The 22,112-nt window shown below is 70.1% G+C and carries 22 protein-coding genes and 4 pseudogenes; 12 read left to right on the top strand and 14 right to left on the bottom strand.

Annotation, left to right across the window (positions count from 1 at the left end):
• Positions 1 to 246 precede the first annotated feature (246 nt).
• Complete coding sequence (locus AB0H84_RS31070) at positions 247 to 537, bottom strand: hypothetical protein (protein WP_357612404.1); 291 nt, start codon at positions 535 to 537, stop codon at positions 247 to 249.
• Between AB0H84_RS31070 and AB0H84_RS31065 the strand changes: the two are divergent.
• A pseudogene (locus AB0H84_RS31065) lies at positions 506 to 634 on the top strand (IS3 family transposase); the annotation flags it as partial. The gene AB0H84_RS31070 and the pseudogene AB0H84_RS31065 sit on opposite strands and share 32 nt — an antisense overlap.
• Here the strand turns inward: AB0H84_RS31065 and AB0H84_RS31060 are convergent.
• Positions 579 to 851, bottom strand: coding sequence for a hypothetical protein (locus AB0H84_RS31060; protein WP_357612401.1), 273 nt, complete (start codon positions 849 to 851; stop codon positions 579 to 581). The pseudogene AB0H84_RS31065 and the gene AB0H84_RS31060 sit on opposite strands and share 56 nt — an antisense overlap.
• Before the next feature lie 236 nt (positions 852 to 1,087).
• Between AB0H84_RS31060 and AB0H84_RS31055 the strand changes: the two genes are divergently transcribed.
• The 3 genes from AB0H84_RS31055 (at position 1,088) to AB0H84_RS31045 (ending at position 3,353) form a co-directional block, all read left to right on the top strand.
• Entirely contained in the window at positions 1,088 to 1,282 is a 195-nt protein-coding gene (locus AB0H84_RS31055) for a hypothetical protein (protein ID WP_357611847.1), read from the top strand.
• Positions 1,282 to 1,629, top strand: coding sequence for a metalloregulator ArsR/SmtB family transcription factor (locus tag AB0H84_RS31050; RefSeq protein ID WP_357612389.1), 348 nt, complete (start codon positions 1,282 to 1,284; stop codon positions 1,627 to 1,629). Before AB0H84_RS31055 ends, AB0H84_RS31050 begins: the two co-directional genes overlap by 1 nt.
• A 68-nt stretch (positions 1,630 to 1,697) precedes the next feature.
• Entirely contained in the window at positions 1,698 to 3,353 is a 1,656-nt protein-coding gene (locus AB0H84_RS31045) for a SulP family inorganic anion transporter (RefSeq protein ID WP_357612386.1), read from the top strand.
• Between the two features lie 451 nt (positions 3,354 to 3,804).
• On the opposite strand, the gene AB0H84_RS31040 is transcribed toward AB0H84_RS31045, so the two are convergent.
• A complete protein-coding gene (locus tag AB0H84_RS31040; protein WP_357611845.1) occupies positions 3,805 to 4,443 on the bottom strand; it encodes a hypothetical protein in 639 nt (212 codons plus the stop codon).
• Entirely contained in the window at positions 4,428 to 4,598 is a 171-nt protein-coding gene (locus AB0H84_RS31035) for a hypothetical protein (RefSeq protein WP_357611842.1), read from the bottom strand. Before AB0H84_RS31035 ends, AB0H84_RS31040 begins: the two co-directional genes overlap by 16 nt.
• A gap of 416 nt (positions 4,599 to 5,014) precedes the next feature.
• On the opposite strand from AB0H84_RS31035, the gene AB0H84_RS31030 reads away from it, so the two are divergent.
• Positions 5,015 to 5,236 (top strand): hypothetical protein, encoded by a 222-nt coding sequence (locus AB0H84_RS31030; protein WP_357611839.1) that lies wholly within the window; start codon positions 5,015 to 5,017, stop codon positions 5,234 to 5,236.
• A 123-nt stretch (positions 5,237 to 5,359) separates the two neighbouring features.
• On the top strand, positions 5,360 to 6,274 hold the full coding sequence (locus AB0H84_RS31025) for an amidase family protein (protein WP_357611836.1): 915 nt from the start codon (positions 5,360 to 5,362) through the stop codon (positions 6,272 to 6,274).
• A 177-nt stretch (positions 6,275 to 6,451) separates the two neighbouring features.
• Here the strand turns inward: AB0H84_RS31025 and AB0H84_RS31020 are convergent, their stop codons facing one another.
• Together AB0H84_RS31020 and AB0H84_RS31015 are read right to left on the bottom strand one after the other, a co-directional pair.
• Positions 6,452 to 8,281, bottom strand: coding sequence for an AbfB domain-containing protein (locus AB0H84_RS31020; RefSeq protein WP_357611833.1), 1,830 nt, complete (start codon positions 8,279 to 8,281; stop codon positions 6,452 to 6,454).
• 115 nt (positions 8,282 to 8,396) lie between these two features.
• Positions 8,397 to 9,401, bottom strand: a complete 1,005-nt coding sequence (locus AB0H84_RS31015; RefSeq protein ID WP_357611830.1) for a site-specific integrase — start codon at positions 9,399 to 9,401, stop codon at positions 8,397 to 8,399.
• Positions 9,402 to 9,439: 38 nt separating this feature from the next.
• Here AB0H84_RS31015 and AB0H84_RS31010 point away from each other — a divergent pair, with 38 nt between their 5' ends.
• On the top strand, positions 9,440 to 9,634 hold the full coding sequence (locus AB0H84_RS31010) for a LysR substrate-binding domain-containing protein (RefSeq protein ID WP_357611827.1): 195 nt from the start codon (positions 9,440 to 9,442) through the stop codon (positions 9,632 to 9,634).
• On the opposite strand, the gene AB0H84_RS31005 is transcribed toward AB0H84_RS31010, so the two are convergent.
• The gene (locus tag AB0H84_RS31005; RefSeq protein ID WP_357611825.1) at positions 9,631 to 10,074 is read right to left on the bottom strand and encodes a cupin domain-containing protein; all 444 of its coding nucleotides are present in this window, start codon (positions 10,072 to 10,074) and stop codon (positions 9,631 to 9,633) included. The genes AB0H84_RS31010 and AB0H84_RS31005 overlap by 4 nt on opposite strands.
• Positions 10,075 to 10,300: 226 nt before the next feature.
• Between AB0H84_RS31005 and AB0H84_RS31000 the strand changes: the two genes are divergently transcribed.
• Positions 10,301 to 10,444: a hypothetical protein gene (locus tag AB0H84_RS31000; protein ID WP_357611822.1), complete on the top strand. Its 144-nt coding sequence runs from the start codon at positions 10,301 to 10,303 to the stop codon at positions 10,442 to 10,444.
• A 369-nt stretch (positions 10,445 to 10,813) separates the two neighbouring features.
• On the opposite strand, the pseudogene AB0H84_RS30995 reads toward AB0H84_RS31000, so the two are convergent.
• The 4 genes and pseudogenes from AB0H84_RS30995 to AB0H84_RS30980 form a co-directional block, all read right to left on the bottom strand.
• Positions 10,814 to 11,179, bottom strand: a pseudogene (locus tag AB0H84_RS30995) (response regulator transcription factor); the annotation flags it as partial.
• Entirely contained in the window at positions 11,139 to 11,564 is a 426-nt protein-coding gene (locus AB0H84_RS30990) for an ATP-binding protein (RefSeq protein WP_357611819.1), read from the bottom strand. The pseudogene AB0H84_RS30995 and the gene AB0H84_RS30990, both read right to left, overlap by 41 nt.
• 440 nt (positions 11,565 to 12,004) lie before the next feature.
• Positions 12,005 to 12,814: a PHP domain-containing protein gene (locus AB0H84_RS30985; RefSeq protein ID WP_357612383.1), complete on the bottom strand. Its 810-nt coding sequence runs from the start codon at positions 12,812 to 12,814 to the stop codon at positions 12,005 to 12,007.
• A gap of 109 nt (positions 12,815 to 12,923) precedes the next feature.
• A pseudogene (locus AB0H84_RS30980) lies at positions 12,924 to 13,405 on the bottom strand (transposase); the annotation flags it as partial.
• On the opposite strand from AB0H84_RS30980, the pseudogene AB0H84_RS30975 reads away from it, so the two are divergent.
• A pseudogene (locus AB0H84_RS30975) lies at positions 13,401 to 13,517 on the top strand (DNA-binding response regulator); the annotation flags it as partial. The pseudogenes AB0H84_RS30980 and AB0H84_RS30975 overlap by 5 nt on opposite strands.
• On the opposite strand, the gene AB0H84_RS30970 reads toward AB0H84_RS30975, so the two are convergent.
• Positions 13,502 to 13,894 carry a DUF4158 domain-containing protein gene (locus AB0H84_RS30970; RefSeq protein WP_357612380.1) on the bottom strand — a complete coding sequence of 131 codons (393 nt, stop codon included), beginning with the start codon at positions 13,892 to 13,894 and terminating at the stop codon, positions 13,502 to 13,504. The pseudogene AB0H84_RS30975 and the gene AB0H84_RS30970 overlap by 16 nt on opposite strands.
• 229 nt (positions 13,895 to 14,123) lie before the next feature.
• Positions 14,124 to 16,826, bottom strand: coding sequence for an AAA family ATPase (locus tag AB0H84_RS30965; RefSeq protein ID WP_357611816.1), 2,703 nt, complete (start codon positions 16,824 to 16,826; stop codon positions 14,124 to 14,126).
• 134 nt (positions 16,827 to 16,960) lie between these two features.
• Between AB0H84_RS30965 and AB0H84_RS30960 the strand changes: the two genes are divergently transcribed.
• Together AB0H84_RS30960 and AB0H84_RS30955 are read left to right on the top strand one after the other, a co-directional pair.
• Positions 16,961 to 18,046, top strand: coding sequence for an alkene reductase (locus AB0H84_RS30960; RefSeq protein WP_357611813.1), 1,086 nt, complete (start codon positions 16,961 to 16,963; stop codon positions 18,044 to 18,046).
• A gap of 125 nt (positions 18,047 to 18,171) precedes the next feature.
• Entirely contained in the window at positions 18,172 to 19,440 is a 1,269-nt protein-coding gene (locus tag AB0H84_RS30955) for an MFS transporter (RefSeq protein WP_357611810.1), read from the top strand.
• Positions 19,441 to 19,756: 316 nt separating this feature from the next.
• Here AB0H84_RS30955 and AB0H84_RS30950 read toward each other — a convergent pair whose 3' ends face one another.
• Positions 19,757 to 20,539, bottom strand: a complete 783-nt coding sequence (locus AB0H84_RS30950) for a helix-turn-helix domain-containing protein (protein WP_357612377.1) — start codon at positions 20,537 to 20,539, stop codon at positions 19,757 to 19,759.
• A 225-nt stretch (positions 20,540 to 20,764) separates the two neighbouring features.
• Between AB0H84_RS30950 and AB0H84_RS30945 the strand changes: the two genes are divergently transcribed.
• Positions 20,765 to 21,964 carry a Gfo/Idh/MocA family oxidoreductase gene (locus AB0H84_RS30945; protein ID WP_357611807.1) on the top strand — a complete coding sequence of 400 codons (1,200 nt, stop codon included), beginning with the start codon at positions 20,765 to 20,767 and terminating at the stop codon, positions 21,962 to 21,964.
• Positions 21,965 to 22,112 lie beyond the last annotated feature (148 nt).

The following is a 22,112-nucleotide window of genomic DNA, read 5'->3' as shown; positions in this document are numbered from 1 at the left end:
GCAGGCCGGGCAGGGCCGGACACCACATCACCTGTTCCCGTGCGGGGGCACGCGTTCGTACGGGGACAGGCGCCTGGTGCGGAACGACCAGTGGGCGGTCAGCCGGAACCGGGCGTCATCGCGCATCCGCACGCCGTTGCCGTAACTCGTCCGGCCCTCCACCACCCAGATGCGCGAAAGACGCCCGGCGGCCCGATGCAATTGCCCGGGCGACAACTCGCCGAAGAACCCGTCGCCGTTCAGGCTTCAGGTGTCGAGCCGGGCGACCCAATCGGGATAGGGCAGCGTGCACATCCAGTTCCCGGCGGGGACGTACAGCACGGCGTCACCCGGCCGTGCGTGGTCCCGCAGAGTGAAGGCCAGCTCCCGGAGATTGTCCGGCCTGCTGTGCGGTTGCCGGATGGCCACCTGGGCCGGGCCGGTGAAGGCGGCGAGCACGATCAGCGCCGCCGCCGAGATCGCCGGACGGGCGCTGCAGGGCGCCAAGCGCTGGTCCTCGGCGTATGAGGCCCGCCTGGCCGTCTTCAAGTGGATCATCCGCTACAACATCCGTAGGAGACACTCAACCCTCGGCTACCTCAGCCCGATCGATTACGAGCAGCAAACCACCGGTAAGGTGCTGCTCGCCGCATAACCACCCGTGTCCACACTTCAGGGCGAGCCCCCTCGGGCGCGCCCCATTGGCTGGGCGAGGCTGTGTAGCAGACCGGCTCGTCCAGCTCGGGAACGGCGTCGGCTACAAGTCTGTTGACCGTGCCCATGCCGGAGATGACCTCCACGGTGATGAGGTGGGCGTCTTGCCCGTCGGGCAACAGCGGCGGCAGCTCTTCCTGCGGCGTCGGAACACTCATCGTTGGCCGACTGTAGAGCACTCACCGCTCGACACCACCAGGCCTGTCCCCGCTCCGGCATGTGAGCACCTTCACCGACCATTCGATGGGTGTGGTGGTGAAACTCGCCGCACAAGCGCGTGCTCTTCGTCATCGCCACGCGCGCCCCAGCCACTGCCGTACAATGTTGAAATTGCGAAGATGCGTAATTGATGGAACTGCGTCCCTCGGGACGGGTCGCGACCCGAAGGGGTGACGTGAGTACGGCTTTCGCTGCTGCGGTCCGGGAGCGAGTCCGCTTGGCCTGGCAGGCGCTGCAGGCCGCCCGACATGACGACGACGTCGTGTATGCGGGCCTGGTGCCCGAAGACGAGTGGGAGGACGCCCGGCGGCTGACCCGCGCGCACGGAGTGCACATCGTGCAGGACCCGCAAGGGAGGCAGGGCGCATGATGTCCGTGCCGCTGTATGAGGCCAAGGCCGAGCTGTTTCGGCTACTAGGCCATCCGGTGCGCATCCGGGTCCTGGAACTGCTGCAGGACGGTCCGAAACCGGTGCGGGAGCTGCTGGCCGAGATCGAGGTGGAACCGACCGGGCTGTCGCAGCACCTGGCGGTGCTGCGACGCTCGGGCATGGTGACCGCGCAGCGTGAGGGCGCCACCGTGGTGTACGCGCTGGCCGGCGGACGCGTGGCCGGCCTGCTGCGAGCCGCCCGCGAGCTGCTGACCGAGAAGCTGGCCGGACAGAGCGAGCTGCTCAACGAGCTGCTTGCCGACAAGGCCGGGACCCCCTCCTCGTGAGCACACCTGTCTCAGCGGGCTGGACCCGCCTGCGCGCGCTGCTGCCCGGCCGCGCCGACCTCGCCGCGATGGGCGGCCACCCGCGTCGTGACCTGCTGGCCGGGCTGACCGTGGCGATCGTGGCGCTGCCGCTGGCGCTCGGCTTCGGCATCTCCTCCGGGCTCGGAGCGGCGGCAGGGCTGGCCACCGCGGTGGTCGCGGGCGCGATCGCGGCGTTCTTCGGCGGGTCGGCCCTGCAGGTGTCGGGCCCGACCGGGGCGATGACGGTGGTGCTGGTGCCGATCATGCACGAGCACGGCGCCTCAGGCGTCCTGACCGTCGGCGTGCTGGCCGGGCTGCTGCTGATCGCGCTGGCGCTGGCTCGCGCGGGCCGGTACATGGCGCTGGTGCCGGCCCCGGTGGTGGAGGGGTTCACCCTCGGCATCGCGTGCGTGATCGCGCTGCAACAGGTCCCGGCAGCGCTCGGCGTCCCGATCCCGCCCGGCGAGAAGGTCGTCATGGTGGCCTGGCAGGCGGTGCTCGACTTCGCCGCCCACCCGAACGGGTGGGCGTTGCTGATCGCCGCCGCCGTGGCCGGGGTGATGCTGGCCGGGGCGCGCTGGCGGCCCACCGTGCCCTTCTCCCTGCTGGCCGTGGCCGCCGCCACCGTCGCCGCTGAGTTGACCGGCCTGGAGGTGGCCCGCATCGGGCAACTGCCGTCCGGGCTGCCCGCCCCTTCACTGTCCTTCCTCGACCTGGCCACGCTGGGCTCGCTGATCGCGCCCGCTGTGGCGGTCGCCGCGCTGGCCGCCCTGGAATCGCTGCTCTCGGCCGCGGTCGCCGACGGCATGAGCGTCAACCACCAGCACGACCCGGACCGGGAGCTGTTCGGCCAGGGCCTGGCCAACCTGATCGCGCCGCTGCTCGGCGGCGTCCCGGCCACCGGCGCGATCGCCCGCACCGCGGTCAACGTCCGCTCCGGCGCCCACTCGAAACTGGCCGCGCTGACGCACGCCGCCATACTCGGCCTGATCGTGTTCACCGCCGCCGGCCTGGTCGCCAAGATCCCGCTGGCCGCGCTCGCAGGAGTGCTGCTGGCCACCGCGATCCGCATGGTCGAGGTCGGCTCGGTGGCGGCCATGCTCCGCTCCACCCGCGGCGACGCCGTCGTGCTGGTACTCACCGCCCTGGCCACCCTCGCGCTCGACCTGGTCCAGGCCGTCATCCTCGGCCTGCTCGTGGCCGGCGTGCTGGCGCTGCGCGCGATCGCCCGCAATGTCCGTCTGGAGGCCATGCCGCTGCGCCCGGACCTGCCCCGTGATCACACAGATGAAGAGCACGCCCTGCTGGCCGAGCACATTGTCGCCTACCGCCTCGACGGGCCGCTGTTCTTCGCGGCCGCCCACCGCTTCCTGCTGCAGCTGTCCAAGGTCGCGGACGTCTCGTTGATCATCCTGCGCATGTCCCGCGTCACCACCATTGACGCCAGCGGCGCCCTGGTCCTGGCCGACGCGATCGAGCGGCTGCAACGACGCGGCATCACCATCTACATCTCCGGCATCCGCGACGGCCACCACCAGCCCCTGCACGCCCTGGGCGTCATCGCCCGCCTCGATCAAGCCGGGCACGTCTTCGCCACCACTCCGCAGGCCATCGCCGCCGCCCGCACCCACCTCCAGCACACCGGGATCCTGCCTGCCTCCAGCGGCGAGCCGATCTCCGCACACCCGCTCGGCGAGCCATGACCTCCGTCGCCGGCTGAAGATCGAAGGCCGGCTCCGCGTTGACGACGCTCTCCTCGACCGGGTGTTCCACGCGCGGCGGATCGGCGCGCCGCACCGCTGAACGACATCCACCATGTCCGAGGCACCACCGGTGTACCGGCGCCCAGCCAACTCCTTGACTGCCCGCCCGCCGAACCACGCCGATCACTCTCGGCCGGGTGTCCGCGCCCCCTTCGCGACGCCGGTCGACCGCCCGCCCGGCCAGCACACCATAGGACCGCAGGGGCATGAGTCCACTCCTCCTGAACGACGATCACATCCCGCGCCGGTCCGGTTGACGCGGCGTACCCAGGCAGAGGCCAACCGCCAGATCGCGGCATTGAACGCCTATCGTCGAACCAGTCCGGGCGGGTCTTCGATCGCGTATGGCCACCTGAAGTCGCCCTGGCAGGCCCCTGACTCTGTTCTCCCCTCAGTCGGCCAGGTAGGAGATCGAGCGAACCTCGTAGCCGGTGTTCCTGGAGCCGCGTACGTGCATCAGCATCGCACCGCCCTCATAGGAGTAGGCGCACGAGTAGCCCTGCGGCTCCTTGCTGCAGCCCTGGAAGAAGTGGGTGACGCCGCGCGGGTCGTACTTGACCTTGAACAGCTTCTGCACCGTGGCGGAGGAGGCGACCTCGAGGCCACCGTACTCGTCGCCCCGCTTCCAGGCCGCGAAGAGATGCTTGGCCACGACAGGCGGCTCGGTGATGCGCCGCGACAGGTAGACCTTGCTGACCTTCGAGCCGGTGACCACCATCGCGATGCCGTCAAGCCCGCCGGGCACGCGCACACTTGTATGCACGAACCGGCACACGTTGCTGGAGCAGCCGTCGAAGCGATCGGGCGCCCGGTAGACATACGTGAAGATCGTCTTGACCGCAGCGGGAGTGGCCACCTTCGCGGCGCCCGTGCGGTCGGCGGCCAGCCAGGCGCGGAACAGCTTGTTCGCCACCGTGCCGGGCGCGGGCGTCCCGGCCGAGGCGGAAGCGGCGAAGGCGGGGCCGGCGGAGGCGAGCGTCAGTGTCGCAGCCGCAGTGAGAGCGGCGCCGAGAATCAGTCGTTTGAACACGCTACGACGCTAAGGGCGGCGCCTTGCGCAGGGATTGAGCCCGGCTTGCAGCGGTTGCGGTCACCCGGCTGGCACGCGCTGATGATGTGGCTCAGCATGGCGTTGAGCCCGGCGAGATCGCACGTGCAGATCAGCGCCGCCAGCCGGATCTCCACGTCATCGATCGTGGCGCGGCCGACCCTCGACGACCTCGTCCGGCTGCGCCAGGCCCGGGGCTGCCGCTCCTCGTCCGGGTCGCCCCCGACCCGGCGTTTGGGCTGGCAGCGCTGCACCAGCTGCGGTGACCGCCGCCGCCAGCCGCACCGCCTGCGAGCTCCAGCCCAAGTCCCGCTGCCAGCTCTGGCCAGCCTCGGCCACGGGATCCGCCCCGGTGAAGAGGCCTACGCTCGCATCACCGCCGAGCACGGCCTCGCCCGCCGCCGACGCACTCGCTGACTAAGTCAGCCCCCCGCGCCGACATCGGTTCCGCCATCGATGCAACATGCCCTCAATGCCAGCCAACGTGCCTGACGTGCCTAAAAGATCATTTCGCTCTGACCTGCGAGAAGAGGTCAAGAACCCAAGATAACCATTGACGCTCTCCCTCCTGCGGCGCGGTCTGCACGATGCCGCGACGGACGTGTGGGGGTGGGAGTTCAGCGGCCAGTACGGCCTGGCATCGCTGGAGGACGGCCGCTACTACGTCGCCCAGCAGGGCACGGGCGTGGAGGACGGCGTGACCAAGCAGACCGGCCTCGCCCAGCTGCACCGCTGGACGGGCAGAACTCCGGCACCGTTCGAGCGAGTCCAGTAGTCGCGAGCCGGCCAGCCATTGCGCAAGGTTCGGTAGCAGGGTCCGTCTTCACCATGGGCGGCCGCCAGCCGCGCCAGCGGCACCCTGTCGTGCAGGTGCGGCGCCAGCACCTCATAGCGGCTCATGGCCAGGGCGTGCCCGGCCACGTCCCCGCAGCCCCCGCTGTCCGGCCTGGCCTGTGAGCCGATGCTCGGCATGGCGTACGAGTTCGCGCTGACGCGGACGGTCCGCGACGCCGCCCACCTCCTGGACGCCGTCCACGGGCCCGGGATCGGCGACAAGTACACCGCGCCGCCCCCGCGCCGCCGCTATGCCGACGAGCTCGGGACCGAGCCCGGCCCGCTGCGGGTGGCGGTGACCACCAAGGCCTGGTCGGGGACGGCGGTCGACGAGCAGGTGGCCGCGGCGGCGGTCCAGGCCGGCCGCGTGCTGGAGCAGGCCGGGCACGCCGTCTGCGAGGCCGGCCCGCCCGTCGACTGGGACGCGGTCATGCGGACCTGGGTGCTCGAAGCGGTCGCGCTCTTTTCGATGCTGCTGCTGGCTCCTCGGGAACCCGATCCGGCCATGATGGAGGCCGTCTCCAGGCGGTTCCTGCAGGCGACCAAGGAGTACAGCGCGCTGGACCTGCTGGCCGCGCTCAACGCGCAGAACCGGGTGACCCGCTCGGTGAGCGCGTTCTTCACCGGCTACGACCTGCTCATCACCCCGGCACTGGGCCGCCTCCCGGCCCCGCACGGCACCCTGCGCTACAACGACCCCGAGCACACCCTGACCAGCTGGCTGGAGTCACTGGCCGAGTACGGCCCGTTCACGGTGCTGTTCAACATCACCGGCCAGCCCGCGATCAGCCTGCCCCTGGGGACCGGCGACGACGGGCTGCCCATCGGCGTACAGATCATCGCCGGTTACGGCCGCGAGGACCTGCTGTTCCAGGTCGCCGCCCACCTGGAACAGGCCATGCCCTGGAAGGACCGCACTCCCCGCGTTCTCGCGGGAGGCTCCACGGCGCGAGCTCGGAGTGCCGACGGCCGTACGTGAGAGCACCGCCGAGGACGAGCGCCGCCAGTGCGACCCACAGCCGTGCGGCCAGTCCGAGAACCACGACGGTGGTGCCCCACGCAGCCGCGGCCGCCGAGGCGAGCGCCAACGCCAGGAAGAGGAACGTCGACGGGCAGCGCGCCCAGATCATACGCTGCCCGTCGACCCGTCACAGGTTCAGCGGAGAGGCGGGACCGGCTGGAAGGAGCTTGCGGCGCGGAAGGCGGCGGTCGCCTGCCGGGAAAGGAGCCATAGCTGACGGTTGCGCTGGAGGACGACCCGGTTCGGGTAGTTGAACGACTCCAGAGTCACCGATGTGCCGGTCGAGCCGGGACGGGCGTAGAAGGTGGCGTCCTTGTTGAACAAGGAGCTGCCATCCCTGAGGTCGAAACGGAGCCGGAAGTTCTTGTGGCGTAGGTAGCGGCCGTCGGGGCCGACGAATGAGTATCCCTTGGGGTCGGCGAGGCCCGGCACGATGCGCAAACCGGCGCGCTGCCGGGCTGCGGCCGGGTCGTCCTCGCGGATGGCGGCCAGCCGGGCGAAGCCGCCGGACGCCTGGATGAACAGGGGAGGAGTGTCGAGCGATCGGAACGACCGCGTGACGCCTGTGGGCAGTGCGGCAGGCGCCGGTGTTGACGTAGGCGACGGGGATGCCGTGGCCGGCGGATGTGGCGCGGAAGTCTGGGACGGCAGGGGGCCGGCCGACGGGGTGGCGGAAGGTGCCGTTTCCGGATTCCGTTTGACCAGCTTGATCGTGGGATTGCCCGCCGGCACGAAGCTCGCCCAGGCGGAGGTGTCGCCGGTGTAGTAGATGGTCAGCTTCGCCGGGTCGGCTCCTGTGAACGCGGCGGCGTCCTGGGCGGGTGGCTTCTGTCCGAGGTACAGCGCTCGCAGGCGGGGAGTCTGCGCGAAGACGCGCGGACCGAGCTTGCTCAGGCTCGGTGCGTAGACCGATTCGAGGCTCGCGTTGCCGGAGATCGAGTCATGCCAGGCGGTCGTCAGTGCGGGCGCGTACAGCTCCTTGAGGGAGGCGAGGTGGACGATGGCGTTCTTGTCCAGCGTCTGCAGACTTGGCAGCCGCAGCACCTTGACGCCTGTGCCGGCGGCGGCGTCACCGTTGAGATCGAAGCAGTTGATGCCCATGTAGCGGAGCTTGGGCAGGTTGACCGCTTCCAACACGTGGCTGTCGTTCAGTCCGTTCCTGCCGATCGACTCCAGTTCGGGGGCGTTGAAGTAGCGCAGGCGGGAAGCGTCGTCGAACGCGAAGTCGTCGATGGTGCGCACCCGCGGGAGATTGACCTTCGTCAGGTACTGGTTGCGGCGGAACGCGTTCGCGCCGATCTCCGTGACGCTGGGCAGATAGAGCACGCTCAGTTTGGCGTAAGGCCCGTGTCCGAACGCCATCGCCCCGACGGTGCGGGCCGCCTTCAAGCTGACTGAGGCGAAGTTGTGATTGCTGAAGGAGCCGGGCTTGACGTCCTGCAGATCGTCCAGCACCAGGTGCCTGACCCACGACCCCCACCACCCGTTGTACCACAGGTACGGTGAGCGCCCGCCGCGTGCGATCTGCCCGGCGCAGGCCAGTCCGGAGCCCGGTGTGCACTCTGTGCCACCCTGGAGGGATCGCAGGTTGTAGATGTGCAGTCGGTTCAGGTTGGTCAGCCCGAGCCCGCCCGCGCTCTCGGCGTTGCCGACCGTCTGCACCGCCCTCAGGTCGGCGTCGTTGAGCGCGGTTCCGCCGGTGAGGTAGAGCGCGATGCCGGTGCTGCGGGCGAGCTCCGTCCGCGCCTTGACAAGCTGCGCCTTCAAGGGGTGCTGCGAGGCTTGGGACACGTCGTAGGACAGCAGGAACGTGCCGGACGGCAAGGCGTGGTCGCCCGGTTTGGACGGCCGGTAGGTATAGGTCTCCTTCCTGCTCAGCTCCCCATCGGAGGAGAAGACGGGGTCGGTTCCCGGATCGGGCAGGCCCGTGCCGCCGTGCAGCGCCGTTGGGATGGCGGTGCGCACGGCGGCGGATGCCGCCGGCCCCGGGATGCCACAGAGGGCCACGGCCGTCGCCAGCGCGGTAAGAGCCAGATGGCGGGCTGAGGAGTTTGCACAACTCTTGTCGATCATTACTGCCTTACTGCCGTTGCTTCCCGTGTGGAGGCTTTTGTGAGAGTGACGGATGGTGCGGATGGGGATAACAGCAACATACCGGGGCGTTCGCGATTTCATCCGCCGCTGCATCAGGACGGCAGGCTCCTCCTGACGGCGGCGACGGCAGACGCCAAGCTGCCCGGCATCGCCGTGGAGAACGCGGCGCCGTCGCGGCTGTTCCGCGAGGGGATAGCCGATCTTTGCCGTGCTGGCCATGATCCTTCGCCTGGTGCGGGTTTACTCGGCGACGGGTTGCGGGAGCCGAGGACCGGGGAGCGACTTTCGGCGACCTGGCCGTTGTCGTCCACGACGTACAGGTCGATGGCAGGACCTGCCGGATGGAGGCGGGGACGCGTTCAGCGTGTCGGCAGATGGCGAAGGGCACTGTCAACGCGTGGCGGATCTGCGGGCCGCCATGGCTCATGCGGCGTAAGAGTTGGCCGTAGGCGGTGTCCAGGTCGGTGCCTGGATCACCGGTGTGGCCCTTGACCTCGCCGATCAGCTGCTGGGTTTCGCGGGAGGCGACCACGTCGGCACCGCCGCGGCCGGCCGGCTCGACAATCCAGCCCTGGGCTGTGAGCCGGCGCCGGAAAGCGGCCGTTGCCCGAGAGGCGTGGCCGAGGCGGCGGCGGACAGCCCCGATGGAGACACCGGCGTTGATGAGCTCGGCGGCATGGGCGTGGCACAGCTGGTGGATGTCGATCTCCACGCGTGCGGCGGCGCAGTTGCTCTGCCAGCGGTGGTGGGCGGCGTCGTAGGACAAGGACCCGCCGCGGCCGTTGACGGAGGCGCGGAACAGCGGCCCGGCGGTGTAGCCGGCCCCGCGGGCCAGGTAGAGCTTGAGCAGGGCGACGTAGCCGCGGTCGTCCAGCAGCACGATGCGTACGCTGTCGCCCTTGCCGTGGATGCGGACGTGTTCGTCGTCCAGGCGCAGGTCGAGGTCCTCCACGTACAGGCCGCAGACTTCGGAGGCGCGGGCACCGCACACGTAGGCCGTCTCGCCAGAACCTGCAGGATCTGCTGACCGTGCTGGCGCTGGTGGCCGCCGGGGTCGGGGCGGCGTTCGTGCCCGCGGGTGCGGCCCGCGTCGCGCCGCGGCCGGTCGTCGTCACCCCGATCGATCACCCGGGCGCGGAGTGGGAGGTCGCCGTGGTGTGGAACCGCGACCGCCCCCACCCGATGACCGCCCACTTCCTCGGCCTGGTGCGGAAGACCGCCTAGCGGGTGGCCTCGTGGAAGTCGTAGGGCAGTTCGTCGAAGACGTAGTAGACGCAGTCGGCGCCGGGCGCGCAGCGGCCCCAGTGGACGGCCTTGCCCGGGTAGTAGAGGAAGTCGCCCGCGCCGACCTGGTAGGTCTGCTTGTGTCCCTGGACGTGCCAGAGCATCGTGCCCTTCACGCCCACCACGTGCTCGGGGCTGCTGTGCCAGTGGGGTGAGAACGGCGTGCCGGCCTTGAGGGTGAACCTGGCCTCGGACGGCCCCTTCTTCGGGTCGCCCTTGAGCTGGACGTAGGTGCAACCCGCCAGGCCCTCGCACGGGGAGCCCTTCTCGTGGTCGCTGTGGTAGGTAACCGGGTCCTGGGCGGCGGCCGAGACGGCCGATCCCGTCGCGATCGCCGCCAGTATCGCGGCCGACACGGCCACGAAGACCTTCTTCATCATGTGTGCGCTCCTTAAGTGGACTGTGGTCCGATTATACGGACCACAGTCCGGAAAGCAAGATGGGTGAGATGGGTCACTGAGGCGGACACCGTAGGTCGAGGAGGAAGGCGAAACAGGATCCGAAGGGGGAGACGGCTGGCCGAGGCGAAGCGCTGCTGGAGGTCCACCACACCGACGGGACCCCGCTGCCGCATTCGCCCGCGGAGCCCGCGACCACCCTTCCACGATGCCGGCCCTGTGCCGCAACTGCCATGGCCTGGTCACCCACGGCCGCAACCGCGCCGCGCTTAACCTGATCTTCGCCGCAGCGGCGAAGGAAGCACATCAGCGCCTCCTGGCGCATGAAGCGCGCTCGGCAACGCTGGGTTGAGCTCAACGACAACCGAAGGGCCCCGGTCAGGCCCATGGGAGTGCGGGCTGGGGAGCCGATAGGCGATACGGGATCGTGCTGTCTCGACGGCCATGAACGAGGAAGCGGGCACCTGGCAGCGACGACGGCCCCGGGACTGAAACCCAAGGTAGTGCAGTGCCCGTATCTGCCCGTCAGTGGGTCGTCTCACGACTTTCTGCTGGGTCTCCGGCGAAGGGCCGTCATGCCGGGGTGACCGACGCCTCACCCGGCGGCTGCGGTAAAGACGTCCGCGTCGGTGAGATGTTCCTCGGGGGCATTCGGCTGGGGTGACTGCACGGGCGAAGTCCGTTCCCCTTTCATGGTTGCGGGAGCGGGCGGCTTGACTGCCCGCTCCCGCGCCTCCAGGAAGTCGCCGACCTCGACCACCCGGTCCTTGAGCAGATAGCCGACCCCGCGTACGCCACCGTCGACGAGCTGGGCGGCGTAGCGCGTGTCGACGTACTGCGACAACACCAGCACGCCGATCCCAGGGTGCCGGCGCCGCACGGCGAGCGCGGCCCGCAGGCCCTCGCTGGTAAAGGTCGGCGGCATGCGCACATCGGCGATGACCACTTCCGACCGATGCTCATCACACGCGGCCACCAGCCCTTCCCCGTCGCCGACGGCCGCCACAACCTGGTGGCCCTCCTCGCTCAGCAGCCGGGTCAGACCTTCACGCAGCAGCGTGCTGTCTTCGGCCAGGACTATGCGCATGGCAGCTCCACCCGCAGCGTCGTCGGCCCCCGGCTGGGCTGTCGAGGTCGAAGCGGCCGTCGTAGGCGGCCACCCGGCGGGCCAACCCGGACAGGCCGCGCCCGCCGAGGCGGGCGCCGCCGACGCCGTCATCGCTGACACGTACGCGCACCATGCCGGCGGCTTGGCGGACCTCGACCTCAACCCGTTGAGCCCGGCTGTGTTTCAGCGCGTTCGTCACCGCCTCGCAGACCACGAAGTAGGCGACCGTCTCCTGGGCCGGGCCCAGCCGCATCGGAACGTCGTAGTCCAGATCGATCGGCACGCTGGAGCGTTCGACGAGCGACTCCAGCGCCGCCGGCAGCCCGCCGTCGTCCAAGGCCACCGGGTAAATCCGCCAGGCCACCTCCCGCAACTCCTCCAGTGCGCGACGGGATTCCTCCCGCGCCTGCCGGAACAGCGCGGCAGCCGCGCCCCTTTTCCATTTCGGCGTCGGACGGCGCGGCGTCGCTGTCGGCCAGCCGGTAGGTCACCTGATCGCAGCCGGGGCCCTCGCTCAGCCGGTAGTCGATCTGCGCCTGGGCAGGGCCGAGCACGGTCACCCACGCCACTCGACCACCCCCGCCCACGCCCCTGATCTTGGGGCCTGGCCCCTCGTATGGCGGCAGCCATACCTGGGTTCTTCCTTTGATCTTGACCTTGTTGGACATGGTGACACTGCTGGGTCATGAGTGTCGGTTGCCGATGACGTTGTCGGTGTTCGCGTGTTGTTGTCAGTGCTCGTGTCGGTGTTCAGCGTGAGTTGTCGGATTCCGCCCTCGGCTCCGATCTTGGTGGGAGGTTCCGTCAGTCCACACGCGCCCAGAAGTCGTACGGGTCCTGCCCGGGGCGGAATCCGTGCGCCTCTGCCATGTCTGCCGCCTCTCGGAACCTGTGAGCGACAAGGGATGGATCGTGGGCGTCGCTGCCGAAGCTGACCGCCGACCCGCCCTCCTCGTGCCACCACCGCAGGATCACCGGTGACAACGGCAACCTTGTGTTGATCTCCAGGGCCCGCCCTGACGAGGCGGTCGCCCGCAACGCATGCCGGAACTCCTCCTCGAAGGCCAGCGGATCGAAAGGCACAGCCTGCGTAGGCCAGAACCGCACTGGGTAGTCGATGTGGGCAAGCACGGAGAACGCATCGCTCCCCGCCACCAGTCCGGCAACCTCGGCCAGGTACTCCCGGATGACCTCGGCCGCAACCCGGTGGTCGTACAGCGCCCACGGTTCCGCGAACCCGTCGCCGTCGGGCAGGCAGTGCACAGAGCCCAGGATCCGGTCGAACCGCCCGGCCGCGAGTACCTTCGCCACGGCCTCCGCGTGCCAGTGCGGCTCCCCGACCTCCAGCCCACTCAGGATCCGTAGCCCGGGGAAGCGCTCGCGGCACCGCTCGATCGAGTCCAGATACCCGTCCACGTCGAACGCCGGAGGGCTCAACACTCCCTCCGGCGAGCTCAGCGACAGCAGATGGGCATCATCCGCAGAACCGATGTTCAACGACGTGTGGTCAAGGTGCTCGGTGAAGGCGATCGCCGGGAGCCCCAGCTCCACCGCCCGCGCGCAGGCGAGCTCCATCGAGGCTTTCGGCGCATCCCAGGACCACTCGCTGTGCACGTGGCTGTCCGCAGGCAATATCACAGAAGCACCATAGTGGGCGATCACGGGAAGGTGGCTGGGTCTGTCTAGATAACGGCTCTGTCTTCCTGTCGGTGGCAACGGAGCGTTAGGCCAACAGGATGCGGTGACGGAGTAGCGTGACGCCGGCTCGACCGTGCATCTGGCGCATGATGCGTTTGGACTTGGTGTTCACCCCTTCGGTGCCGCCGTTATGGAAAGGCAGGTGATGGCCGCGCGGACGGCGTCGCGATCCTGGTCAAGGCCCCGAATGAAGGCGTGCGCGTGAGGGAGATCGGCGGCGCGGGCGGTGGCGATCCACGCATCGAGACGCTCGGCGTTGCCCTCGCAGGGCCGGAGCAGGTCGGCGAAGGTGCGGACGAGTCCGGCGAGGTCGATCATCTCGGGACAGGCAGCGGTGAGGTCGTCCAGCAGGCTCCGGTGCTCCTCTTTGAGCTTGTCAGGGTGAGCGAGCAGGAGTCGGGCCAAGCGGCGCGGGGAGATGGGTAGCCGGTCGGCCTCGACTCGGCCTTGGGTGATGTAGCGGTAGAGAAGGCTGAAGCTGCCCGGGTAGCCGAGGGCTTTGATGTCGTACGGCTCGGTGGAGAAGCACGTGACGCAGATCTTCACCAAGCTCGGCCTGTCCCCGTCGGACAACGACCACCGCCGGGTACTTGCCGTCCTGCACTACCTGCAGGCCTGACCATCCCCATCCGCGCTCCCGCGCGGATGGGGACCAAAAGCGTCAAAAGGCACCCTACGGCGCCGGGGTCGCGTGAGAACTGGCCACTGTGGCCATGACCTCAGCACGCCATCGAGGCCGGCCAGCGGGGGCTCAGCCAGGTAGTCCACCACAGGCCACGGCACCGCGAGCGGATCGGTCAGGAACAGGCCTTTGTACCGGACTGTCCCGATCTGGACCGCTAGCCCCAACCGGTGCGAGTCCTGGCGTGACTTCGCGATCACGTCCCGATCGAACGCGTCCAGGAACAAGAACTTCTCCAGATCCGACAGCGACGGCAGCTCCTCGAACGCCGAATACGCCCGGACCTGGTCATCAGATCTTGCTTCGTTGGAAATTTCTTCATTGCTACCGGGACCCCACGTAGTCCACCGCAGCCTTGAGCAGCTCACCCACGTGCCACGGGAACCGGCCCTCCTGCTCGAAGAACCTCAGCATCAGGCCGAACCCCGGACGAGTCGCCCCGTCTTGTTTCCCACCAGCTCCCAGTCGCCGTCCAGCAGCGCCTCCATGGCGCCCTGCATCGGCGCTCACGCACGGCCGAGGCGGCCGCCGCATCCTCGGCAGTCATGAGGAGGCCAGGTCGAGGTGGGCCAGCTCGCGGCGGGAGCGGATGCCGAGCTTGCGGAACGCTCGGTAGAGGTGGTGCTCCACGGTGCGCGGGCTGAGGAACAGCTGTGCGGCGATCTCCCGGCTGGTGCCGCCGTCCGCGGCCAGCCGGATGACGAGGAGTTCCTGTGAGGTGAGCCGGTCCAGTGGGTTGGCGGCCGTGGGTTCGGCCGGCACAGGTGACTCTCCGGTCGCCGCCAGCTCGGCGCGCGCACGTTCCACCCAGGGTTGGGCGCGCAGCCGCTCGAAGGTCTTGAGGGCCGAGCGCAACGGGACGCGCGCGTCGCTGCGCCGCCGGGCGCGCCGCAGCCATTCCCCGTACAGCAGCTCGGTCCGCGCCTGCTCGAACGGGCGGTCCACGCCCTCGTGCGCGGCGAGCGCGCGCAGGTAGTCGCCCTCGTCGTTGGTCAGCAGCGCCCGGCCGTGCGCAGCCAGCGCCTGCGCCCACGCCTGATCGCCCGCCCGCGCCCACTCCTCCAGCCGGCGCAGCGGCTCGGCGGCCCGGTCCGGCTCGCCCAGCCGCACCGCGGCCTCCACCTGGTCCACCCCGGCCGCGACGAGGCCACCTGCGTGGCGCAGCGGTCCCCGCGTGGCGGTCTCCAGCCGGTGCAGCGCGGCTTCATACCGGCCGAGACCCAGGTCGAGCAGGCTGAGCGCGGCGATGCCGGCCATGCCGCCGGTGTCGGGCTCAACGGCCGCGAGGCGTACGCAGCGCTCCTCGTCCCCCTGGATGGCGGCCACCTTGGCCAGCACAGCATTCAGCCGCGGCAGCCGCTGCTCCAGCCCGGTGTCGCGGACGATGCGTGCGGCCTCCGCCACGGACGCCTCGGCGTCGCGGTGCCGTCCGGTCAGCACCTGCACCCCGGCCAGGTCCTGCAGCACCTGCGGCAGCGCTCCCACCAGCCCATGTCGGCGGCACCGCGCCACCTGTGCCTCGGCCAGCTCGGCGGCGACCGCGTCCTCGCCGAGGATCATGGCGCAGAAGCAGGCCCACGACATGGTGATGTCGTCGGCGACGGAGTCGTCCGCCTGTTCCGGCCCCGCAGGTCGGGGACCGCTCAGGACGTCCGGCACGGCGCGCGGCGCGCCCGCCACGAAGTCCGCCAGCAGCGGCAGCCCTCGTGCGTAGTCCTCCTCCACCAGATGCGCCAGACCCAGCACCATCGGGTCGTCCCTGCCCAGTGCGCGCAGGCGCGCCGCCGCTTCCCGGATGGACTCCCGGTCACCGCTGAACCATCCGTACCCGGCGGCGGTGCGCAGCATCGTCACGACGGAGTCCGGGTCAGCGTGCGCCGACCGCTCCACCAGCACGCGGGCCGCCAGCCGCCGCTCGCCCAGCTCGAACTCCACCACGGCGCGCACTGGAGCCAGCCGCGCCAGCGACTCGCCGTCGTCCACCAGGCGCTCGGCCTCGTCGGCCAGGGCGGCGGCCTGCGCCGCCTGCCCGGCCGACAGGGCAAGCGACGCCGCCTCTCCCAACCGTGCCGCCCGAATGCGGGAGTCGGGGGTCAGGCCCGCCGCCTGCTCGTACAGGCGCGCCGCGGACGCGTACGTGATGCGGGCGCGGGCACGCTCGGCGGCGCGCGCGATCTGCGCGGCGACGTCCTCGTCGGGGGAGGTGGTGGCGGCGGCCAGATGCCGGGCGCGTGCGCCCTCGTCGATGGCCGCCTCCGCCAGCGCCTTGTGGACGGCGACCCGGCGTGCCAGGGGTGCGCCCTGGTAGGCGGCGGTGGCGATGAGGGGGTGACGGAAGGCGATGACGTTGCCCGTGATGTCGACCAGCCCCGCCTTCTCGGCCTCCGCCAGGTCCTCCACCCCGACGCCGAGCGCAGCCGCGGCGCCCACCAGCGTCGGCAGGTGCCCGCGTCCCTCGGCCGCCGCCGTCAGCATCATCAGGCGGGTCCGCTGCGGCAGCTGCCCGATGCGGGAGCGGAACGACGCGAGGAGCCGGTCGGGCACCGGCATGGGTCCGGTGGCGGACGGGTGGCGGCGTCGCGCGGCGGCGAATTCGATCAGCGCCAGCGGGTTGCCCGCCGAATCGGCGATCACCTCGTCGCGAAAGACCGGCGTGAGCCCGCGCTCCTCCAGAACCAGCGCCGAGTCCTGCGGCGACAGCCGTGACAGCCGCAGCTCCGGCAGCCCGGTCGCGGCAAAGCCCTCCTCACGCGTGGCGAACAGCATCGCGACCCCTTCGGCGGTCAACCGCCGGGCCGCGAACAGCAGCGCGTCGGCGCTCGCCCGGTCCAGCCATTGCGCGTCGTCGACCAGGCAGAGCAGCGGGCCGTCCTCGGCGACCTCCGCCAGCAGGGTGAGCACGGCCAGCCCCGACAGGAACCTGTCGCGACCGACCGTCCCTTCCTCGCCGAGCACCGCGCGCAGCGTGGCGGCCTGCGGGGCGGGCAGCGCCGCGATGCGTTCCTGCACCGGCCACACCAGCTGGACGAGCCCGGCGAACGCCAGGTCGGCCTCAGCCTCCATGCCGGTGACGCGCAGCGTCCGGAGCGGGGCGCCTGCCTCGGCTTCCCGGCAGGCCCACGCCAGCAGCGCCGACTTGCCTACGCCGGGCTCGCCACGCAGGACCAGGCTTCCGCTGCGGCCGGCGCGCACCGCGTCGATCAACTCCCGGATCGCCGCCTGCTCGCTCGCCCTGCCGTACAGCACCGGCGCCTCCGTCCGTATGTACGTACGCCCCAACCTCCGTAGGCAACTACGGAAACCTTACCGATTCGGCCCGTAATCGCCCGCTCATACCGTCGGATCAGCGCAAACACCGAACAAGACGGAGGGAGACCGTCGTGGACGATTTTCTCGAGCCCATGACCATGGGCAAGCTGACCTTGCCCAACCGCCTGGTGATGGCGCCGATGACGCGCAGCCGGGCCCGGGGCGGGCTGGTCACCGAGCTGACCGCGGAGTACTACGGCCAGCGCGCCGCCGCAGGGCTGATCATCACCGAGGGCACCCAGCCGTGCGTGCTCGGGCAGGGCTACATCGACACCCCGGGCCTGCACACGCCGGAACAGGCGGCAGCCTGGCGGCGCGTCACCGAGGAGGTGCATCGGCGTGGCGGCCGCGTCTTCGTCCAGCTGATGCACTCCGGACGCATCGGTCACCCCGTCCTCTATCCCGGTGGGGAGCTGCCGGGGGCTCCATCGGCCATCGCCTCGGGAGAGCGGCTGTACACCCCCGATGGATTGCTCGACCACCCCACGCCCCGCGAGATGACCATGGCCGACATCGCCCGCGCCGTCGACGACTTCGCGACCGCGGCCAGGTACGCGATCGACGCCGGGTTCGACGGAGTGGAGTTGCACGGGGCCAGCGGCTATCTGATCCACCAGTTCCTGTCGGACAACACCAACCGGCGCACCGACGCCTACGGCGGCACGGTGGAGCGGCGCGTCAGGTTCGCCACGGAGGTGGCCATGGCGGTCAGCGACACGATCGGACCGACTCGCACGGGCATCAGGATCTCGCCCGGCATCACCTACAACGGCATGGCCGAGAGCGACACCGAGACGCTCTACACCGAGCTGGCCCGCGCCCTTACGCCGCTGGGGCTGGCGTACCTGCACGTGTCGGAGAACGGCACACGCGGCGTCACCAAGCTGCTGCGCGCCGAGTGGCCCGGCACGCTGATCCTCAACCCGCACCCCACGGACAGCGACGACCCGGCCACCCCGCAGGACGGGATCGAGGCGCTGCGCTCAGGCCTCGCCGACGCCGTCGCCTACGGCAGGCTGTGGCTGGCCAACCCCGACCTGCCGGCCCGGATCGCGGCGGGCGGGCCGTACGCGGACGCCGACCCCGCCACCTTCTACGGCGGCGACCACCACGGCTACACGGACTACCCGACCCTCATCGAAGCGGGCGCCCGATGAGGCGTGACTTCCCGCCCGGTGCCGGCGGTCGAGCAGCGCGTCATGGCGAGGCCTCCGCAGCGGGGGCGCGCGGTCCGCACGCAGCCCGTGCGGAGGTGACACTCACTGCGGGAGGCAATGCAGAGGTGAGCGGCGGCCCTTCAGGGGACGGGCTCACCACCCGCGCCCGTGGCGAGGAGGCGCAGCGGCGCAGGAGTGGGCGCGTGCCCAGCGGGTGGCTGGCACTGCTGGCAGGACCGATGTCCTTCGGCATCGCCGGGCCGGCACTGGTCCTGCCGGACGCCGCCCGCGACCTGAGCCTGACGACCGCCGCGATGACGTGGATCGTCACCGCCTTCGGCTGGGCGATCGCGGTCGGCACCCCTCTGATGGCGGGCCTGCAGAGCCGGCGCGGCACCCGCACCGCCCTGGCGGCCTGCGCCGCGCTGGTACTGCTCGGCACGGTCCTCGTCGTGACAGCGCCGCTGCTGCCGCTGCTGGTGGCGGGGAGCGCGCTTCAGGGCTTCGGCACCGCGGGACTGACCACGATCGCGATGAGCCTCGCCGCCTCGGCCCGGACGATGGGCCTCGTCACCGCGTCGCTGGCAACGGTCGGCTCCACCGCGCCGCTGGCCGGCGACCTGGCCGCGAGCGTGCTGGACTGGCGGGCCGCGCTCGCACTGCCGGTACTCAGCGTGCTCGCCGTGCCGGCCGTGCTACGCCGGCGGCCGGACACGCCGCTGCCTGCCGCCCGGCTCGACCTGCCCGGCGCGATGCTGCTGATGGCGCTGGTCACCGCGCTGGTGTTGGTCCCGTACGCCTGGCAGGCGGCGGGCGCCGTCGCGTTGGCCGCCGGAGTGGCGCTGGCGCTGTGGGTACGGAAGCGGCCGGACGGGTTCGTGCCGACCGTGGTGCTGCGGTCCCCGGTCTTCCCGGTCGCGGCCGGAGCGGCTTTCCTGCTGGCCGTGGCGAACTTCGGGATGATGTACGCCCTGCCGCCTCTGCTCGCGGAGGTGGCCGGCTGGACCGGCCCCCAGGTCGGAGTGGCGATCACTTGGCCGCTGCTGTTCGGCGGGCTCGCCTCCTACGGAGTGATCGCGCTGACCGCGAGAGTGCCGTTCGGCGTCCTGGCCACGCTTTTCCCCGCGCTGGCCGCGGCAGGCGTCGCACTGGCGGGCCTGGTGGCCGCCACGGCGCTGCCAGCCGGCGCCGCCTTGGGTGCGGCTTCTCTCGCCCTGCTCGTCGCTCAAGGACTCACCTCGGTCGCGGCCGCCTCCGGACAGGGAGCGTTCGCCACGCGCGCCGGCGCGGCCGTGCCAGCAGCGGCGCGACCAGCGGCGATGGGCCTGTTCAACCTGGCCTACCTGCTCGGTGCCGCCTTCGGTCCGGCGATCGCCACGCTGCTGGTCGGCTGACGGTGCGGCGTGGTCCTGATGGATGGGAGGGCCGACCATCGTACGCCGGGCTGCGGGCGCTCGACGTGCCCGAGGAGCCGGTGGTCAGGCTCTGGCACGCGGAGACGCTGCTGCGGGAGCGCCGCGGGGACGGCCGGAGTGGCTCAACCACCTTGATAGCCCGGCAAGCAGCATCCGCGCCGCTCTGCGTCCCGCCGTGACATGGACTGCCGGTCTGACCGATGCCACGCCGGGACGGGGAGCCGACGGACAAGCGGGAGGCGTTCTGGATCTGGCCGGTCGTCCTCCTGCTGGTCACGTGGGAGGCCACCTCTCTTCAGGAGAACTCTGCCGTACGGTGGCGGCTGTACTCGCGCCGGAACTTCGCGGGTGATGTGCCACAGGCGGAGGTGAACACGCTGTAGAACCGGCTGACTGAACCGAAGCCGACTGTGGACGCGATGTCATTGATCGGTAAGTCGGTGATGATCAGCAGTCGGCGGGCCTCCGCAAGGCGGTGCTTGGTGAGGTATTCGACCATGGTTGTGCGGACCACCTTGCGGAACTGGGCCATCGCGTAGTTGGGGTGCAGGTGCGCGGCGCCGGCGATGTCGGCGCTCGTCAATGGCTCGCGGAAGTGTTCGGCGATGTGCCGCACCATGGCGATGACGTGCTGTAGCGCCGGTTCGCCTCCGGTGTACTGGGGCACTGGTTCGCCCATGCTCATCAGAGCGAGCCGGCGGACCCTGGCTTCGATCTCCAGCAGTGCGATCCGATGGCGTTCGCGCTGGTCGGTGGCCAGGTCGTCGGCCCACTGGGCAAAGGTCACGGGATCGGTGGGCAAGATGGCCGACGGTGCCGAGACCAGGGGTGCACCGGATAGAAGGCGCCTGACGAGCGTGGCGGGCAGTCGCCAGCTCAGGAAGGTCGTGAACGGCACGTGGAGCCAGTGGACGGACGTCGCCGAGTTCGCCACCAGCTGGTGCGGTACCGCGGCCCAGAACACTGCCAGGCTTCCAGGGCCGATCTCGACGGGCGTGCCACCGAACAAGTAGAGCATGGTGCCGCCCTCGGTCACCAGATTGATCTCCAGGTCGTCGTGCTGGTGGGGGGAGCCCATGACCACCGGTCGGCCACCCCATCCGGTGAGACTCGGCGGTTCAAGGCTGGACATGAGGATCCAAGAAATTTTCACTCTCTTAGATGAAGCGTTCGTGGATTGTAGGCTTCTATCGTCGTGACAGTCCACGCGGGTCGCCTGAAGCCACTGCTGACACCTCACCGACCGCGGGTCCGCGGGGCAGGAAACATGACCATTGCTCTGACGGCATGACAAGGAACTTTCATGACCTTCTCGTTAGGCATCGTTGGCGCCGGGCAGTTCGCCGGCCAGTTCGCCAAGCTATGGCGGCTCCACCCGGGCGTCGGCGACATCTGGGCCACCGACCTGATCCCGGACCGGGCCGCCCGACTGGTCGCCGACTACGACCTTGCCGGGACCATGCCGTCCTTCGAGGCCATGCTCAGCTCAGACGTCGACGCGGTCGCCATCTTCACCCAGCGCTGGACTCATGGGCCGCTGACCGTCCAGGCGCTACGGGCCGGTAAGCACGTGTATGCAGCAGTGCCCATGGCTGTGGCGGAGGAGGAGATCGAAGCCATCATCATGGCCGTCCAAGAGACTGGGCTGATCTACATGATGGGCGAGACCAGCCACTACAACCCGGCGACCGTGTACGCCCGCAATCAGATCGCCGCCAGCAGCTTCGGACGGCTGTTCTACGCAGAAGGCGACTACGTGCACGACATGGACCTCGGCTTCTACGACGCCTACCGGTACAGCGGCGGGGACAACTGGAAGGCGACCGCCAGCTACCCGCCGCTGCTCTATCCCACTCATGCGATCGGCGGCGTGCTCGGCGCCTGGCAGACGCACGCGATCAGCGTGTCGGCGATCGGAGTCGTCGACGATCGCGGGGACGGAGTGTTCGACAAGTCCGTCAGCCAGTTCGGCAACGACTTCTCCAACGCCACCGCGCTGTTCGAAGTCGAGGGCGGAGGATGCTTCCGGACGAACGAGTTCCGGCGAGTCGGCTACCCCTCGCACATCCGCGAGTCGCGGTTCCGGTTCTTCGGCACTGAGGGGAGTCTGGAGCAGCTGGCCACAGTGAGCCTGTGGCAGGACAAGAGCGGTGTCACCGACGTCACCGACTACCTTCAACCCAAACCGACCCTGCCCCCCGATGACCCCTCGCTCCAGCACGTTTCCCCCGCCCTCAGAGACGCCTTCACCTCGGGCTCGGCGCCGGTGCACGACCGCTCCCGGCTGCCTGAAGAGTTCACCCACGTCTCCAACGGCCACGAGGGCAGTCACCATTTCCTCGCTGACGACTTCGTACAGGGGGTCGCCACCGGCACCCTGCCCCCGGTCAATGCCTGGGTCGCGGCACGCTACACCTTGCCCGGCATCATCGCGCACCAGTCCGCCCTCAAAGGTGGCGAGCGGCTGGCGATTCCGGACTTCGGAGACGCCCCCCGGGCGTGAAAGACAGAGGTCCAAGGTGCCCCTCAGGGGGCACGTGGGTGTGTCCAGTCAGTGGCTCTGTCGCACATTCGGTGGTGACCGAAGGTGCCGTAACGTCACGCTAAGTTGTGCTCGGTGTGGACGATCTTGTGCGTACGGTGTTTTCCGG

The organism is Nonomuraea sp. NPDC050786 (assembly GCF_040654115.1).
Taxonomy (GTDB): Bacteria; Actinomycetota; Actinomycetes; order Streptosporangiales; family Streptosporangiaceae; genus Nonomuraea.
This window is presented reverse-complemented; position numbering and strand designations above follow the sequence as displayed.

Bases quoted from the DNA above. Each gene is read 5' to 3' on its own strand.
- AB0H84_RS31070 (WP_357612404.1), bottom strand. From the start codon at position 537: ATGATCCACTTGAAGACGGCCAGGCGGGCCTCATACGCCGAGGACCAG.
- AB0H84_RS31060 (WP_357612401.1), bottom strand. From the start codon at position 851: ATGAGTGTTCCGACGCCGCAGGAAGAGCTGCCGCCGCTGTTGCCCGAC.
- AB0H84_RS31045 (WP_357612386.1), top strand. From the start codon at position 1,698: ATGGGCGGCCACCCGCGTCGTGACCTGCTGGCCGGGCTGACCGTGGCG.
- AB0H84_RS31050 (WP_357612389.1), top strand. From the start codon at position 1,282: ATGTCCGTGCCGCTGTATGAGGCCAAGGCCGAGCTGTTTCGGCTACTA.
- AB0H84_RS30950 (WP_357612377.1), bottom strand. From the start codon at position 20,539: ATGGGCTCCCCCCACCAGCACGACGACCTGGAGATCAATCTGGTGACC.
- AB0H84_RS31000 (WP_357611822.1), top strand. From the start codon at position 10,301: ATGCCGGCCCTGTGCCGCAACTGCCATGGCCTGGTCACCCACGGCCGC.
- AB0H84_RS31005 (WP_357611825.1), bottom strand. From the start codon at position 10,074: ATGATGAAGAAGGTCTTCGTGGCCGTGTCGGCCGCGATACTGGCGGCG.
- AB0H84_RS30945 (WP_357611807.1), top strand. From the start codon at position 20,765: ATGACCTTCTCGTTAGGCATCGTTGGCGCCGGGCAGTTCGCCGGCCAG.
- AB0H84_RS31025 (WP_357611836.1), top strand. From the start codon at position 5,360: ATGGCCAGGGCGTGCCCGGCCACGTCCCCGCAGCCCCCGCTGTCCGGC.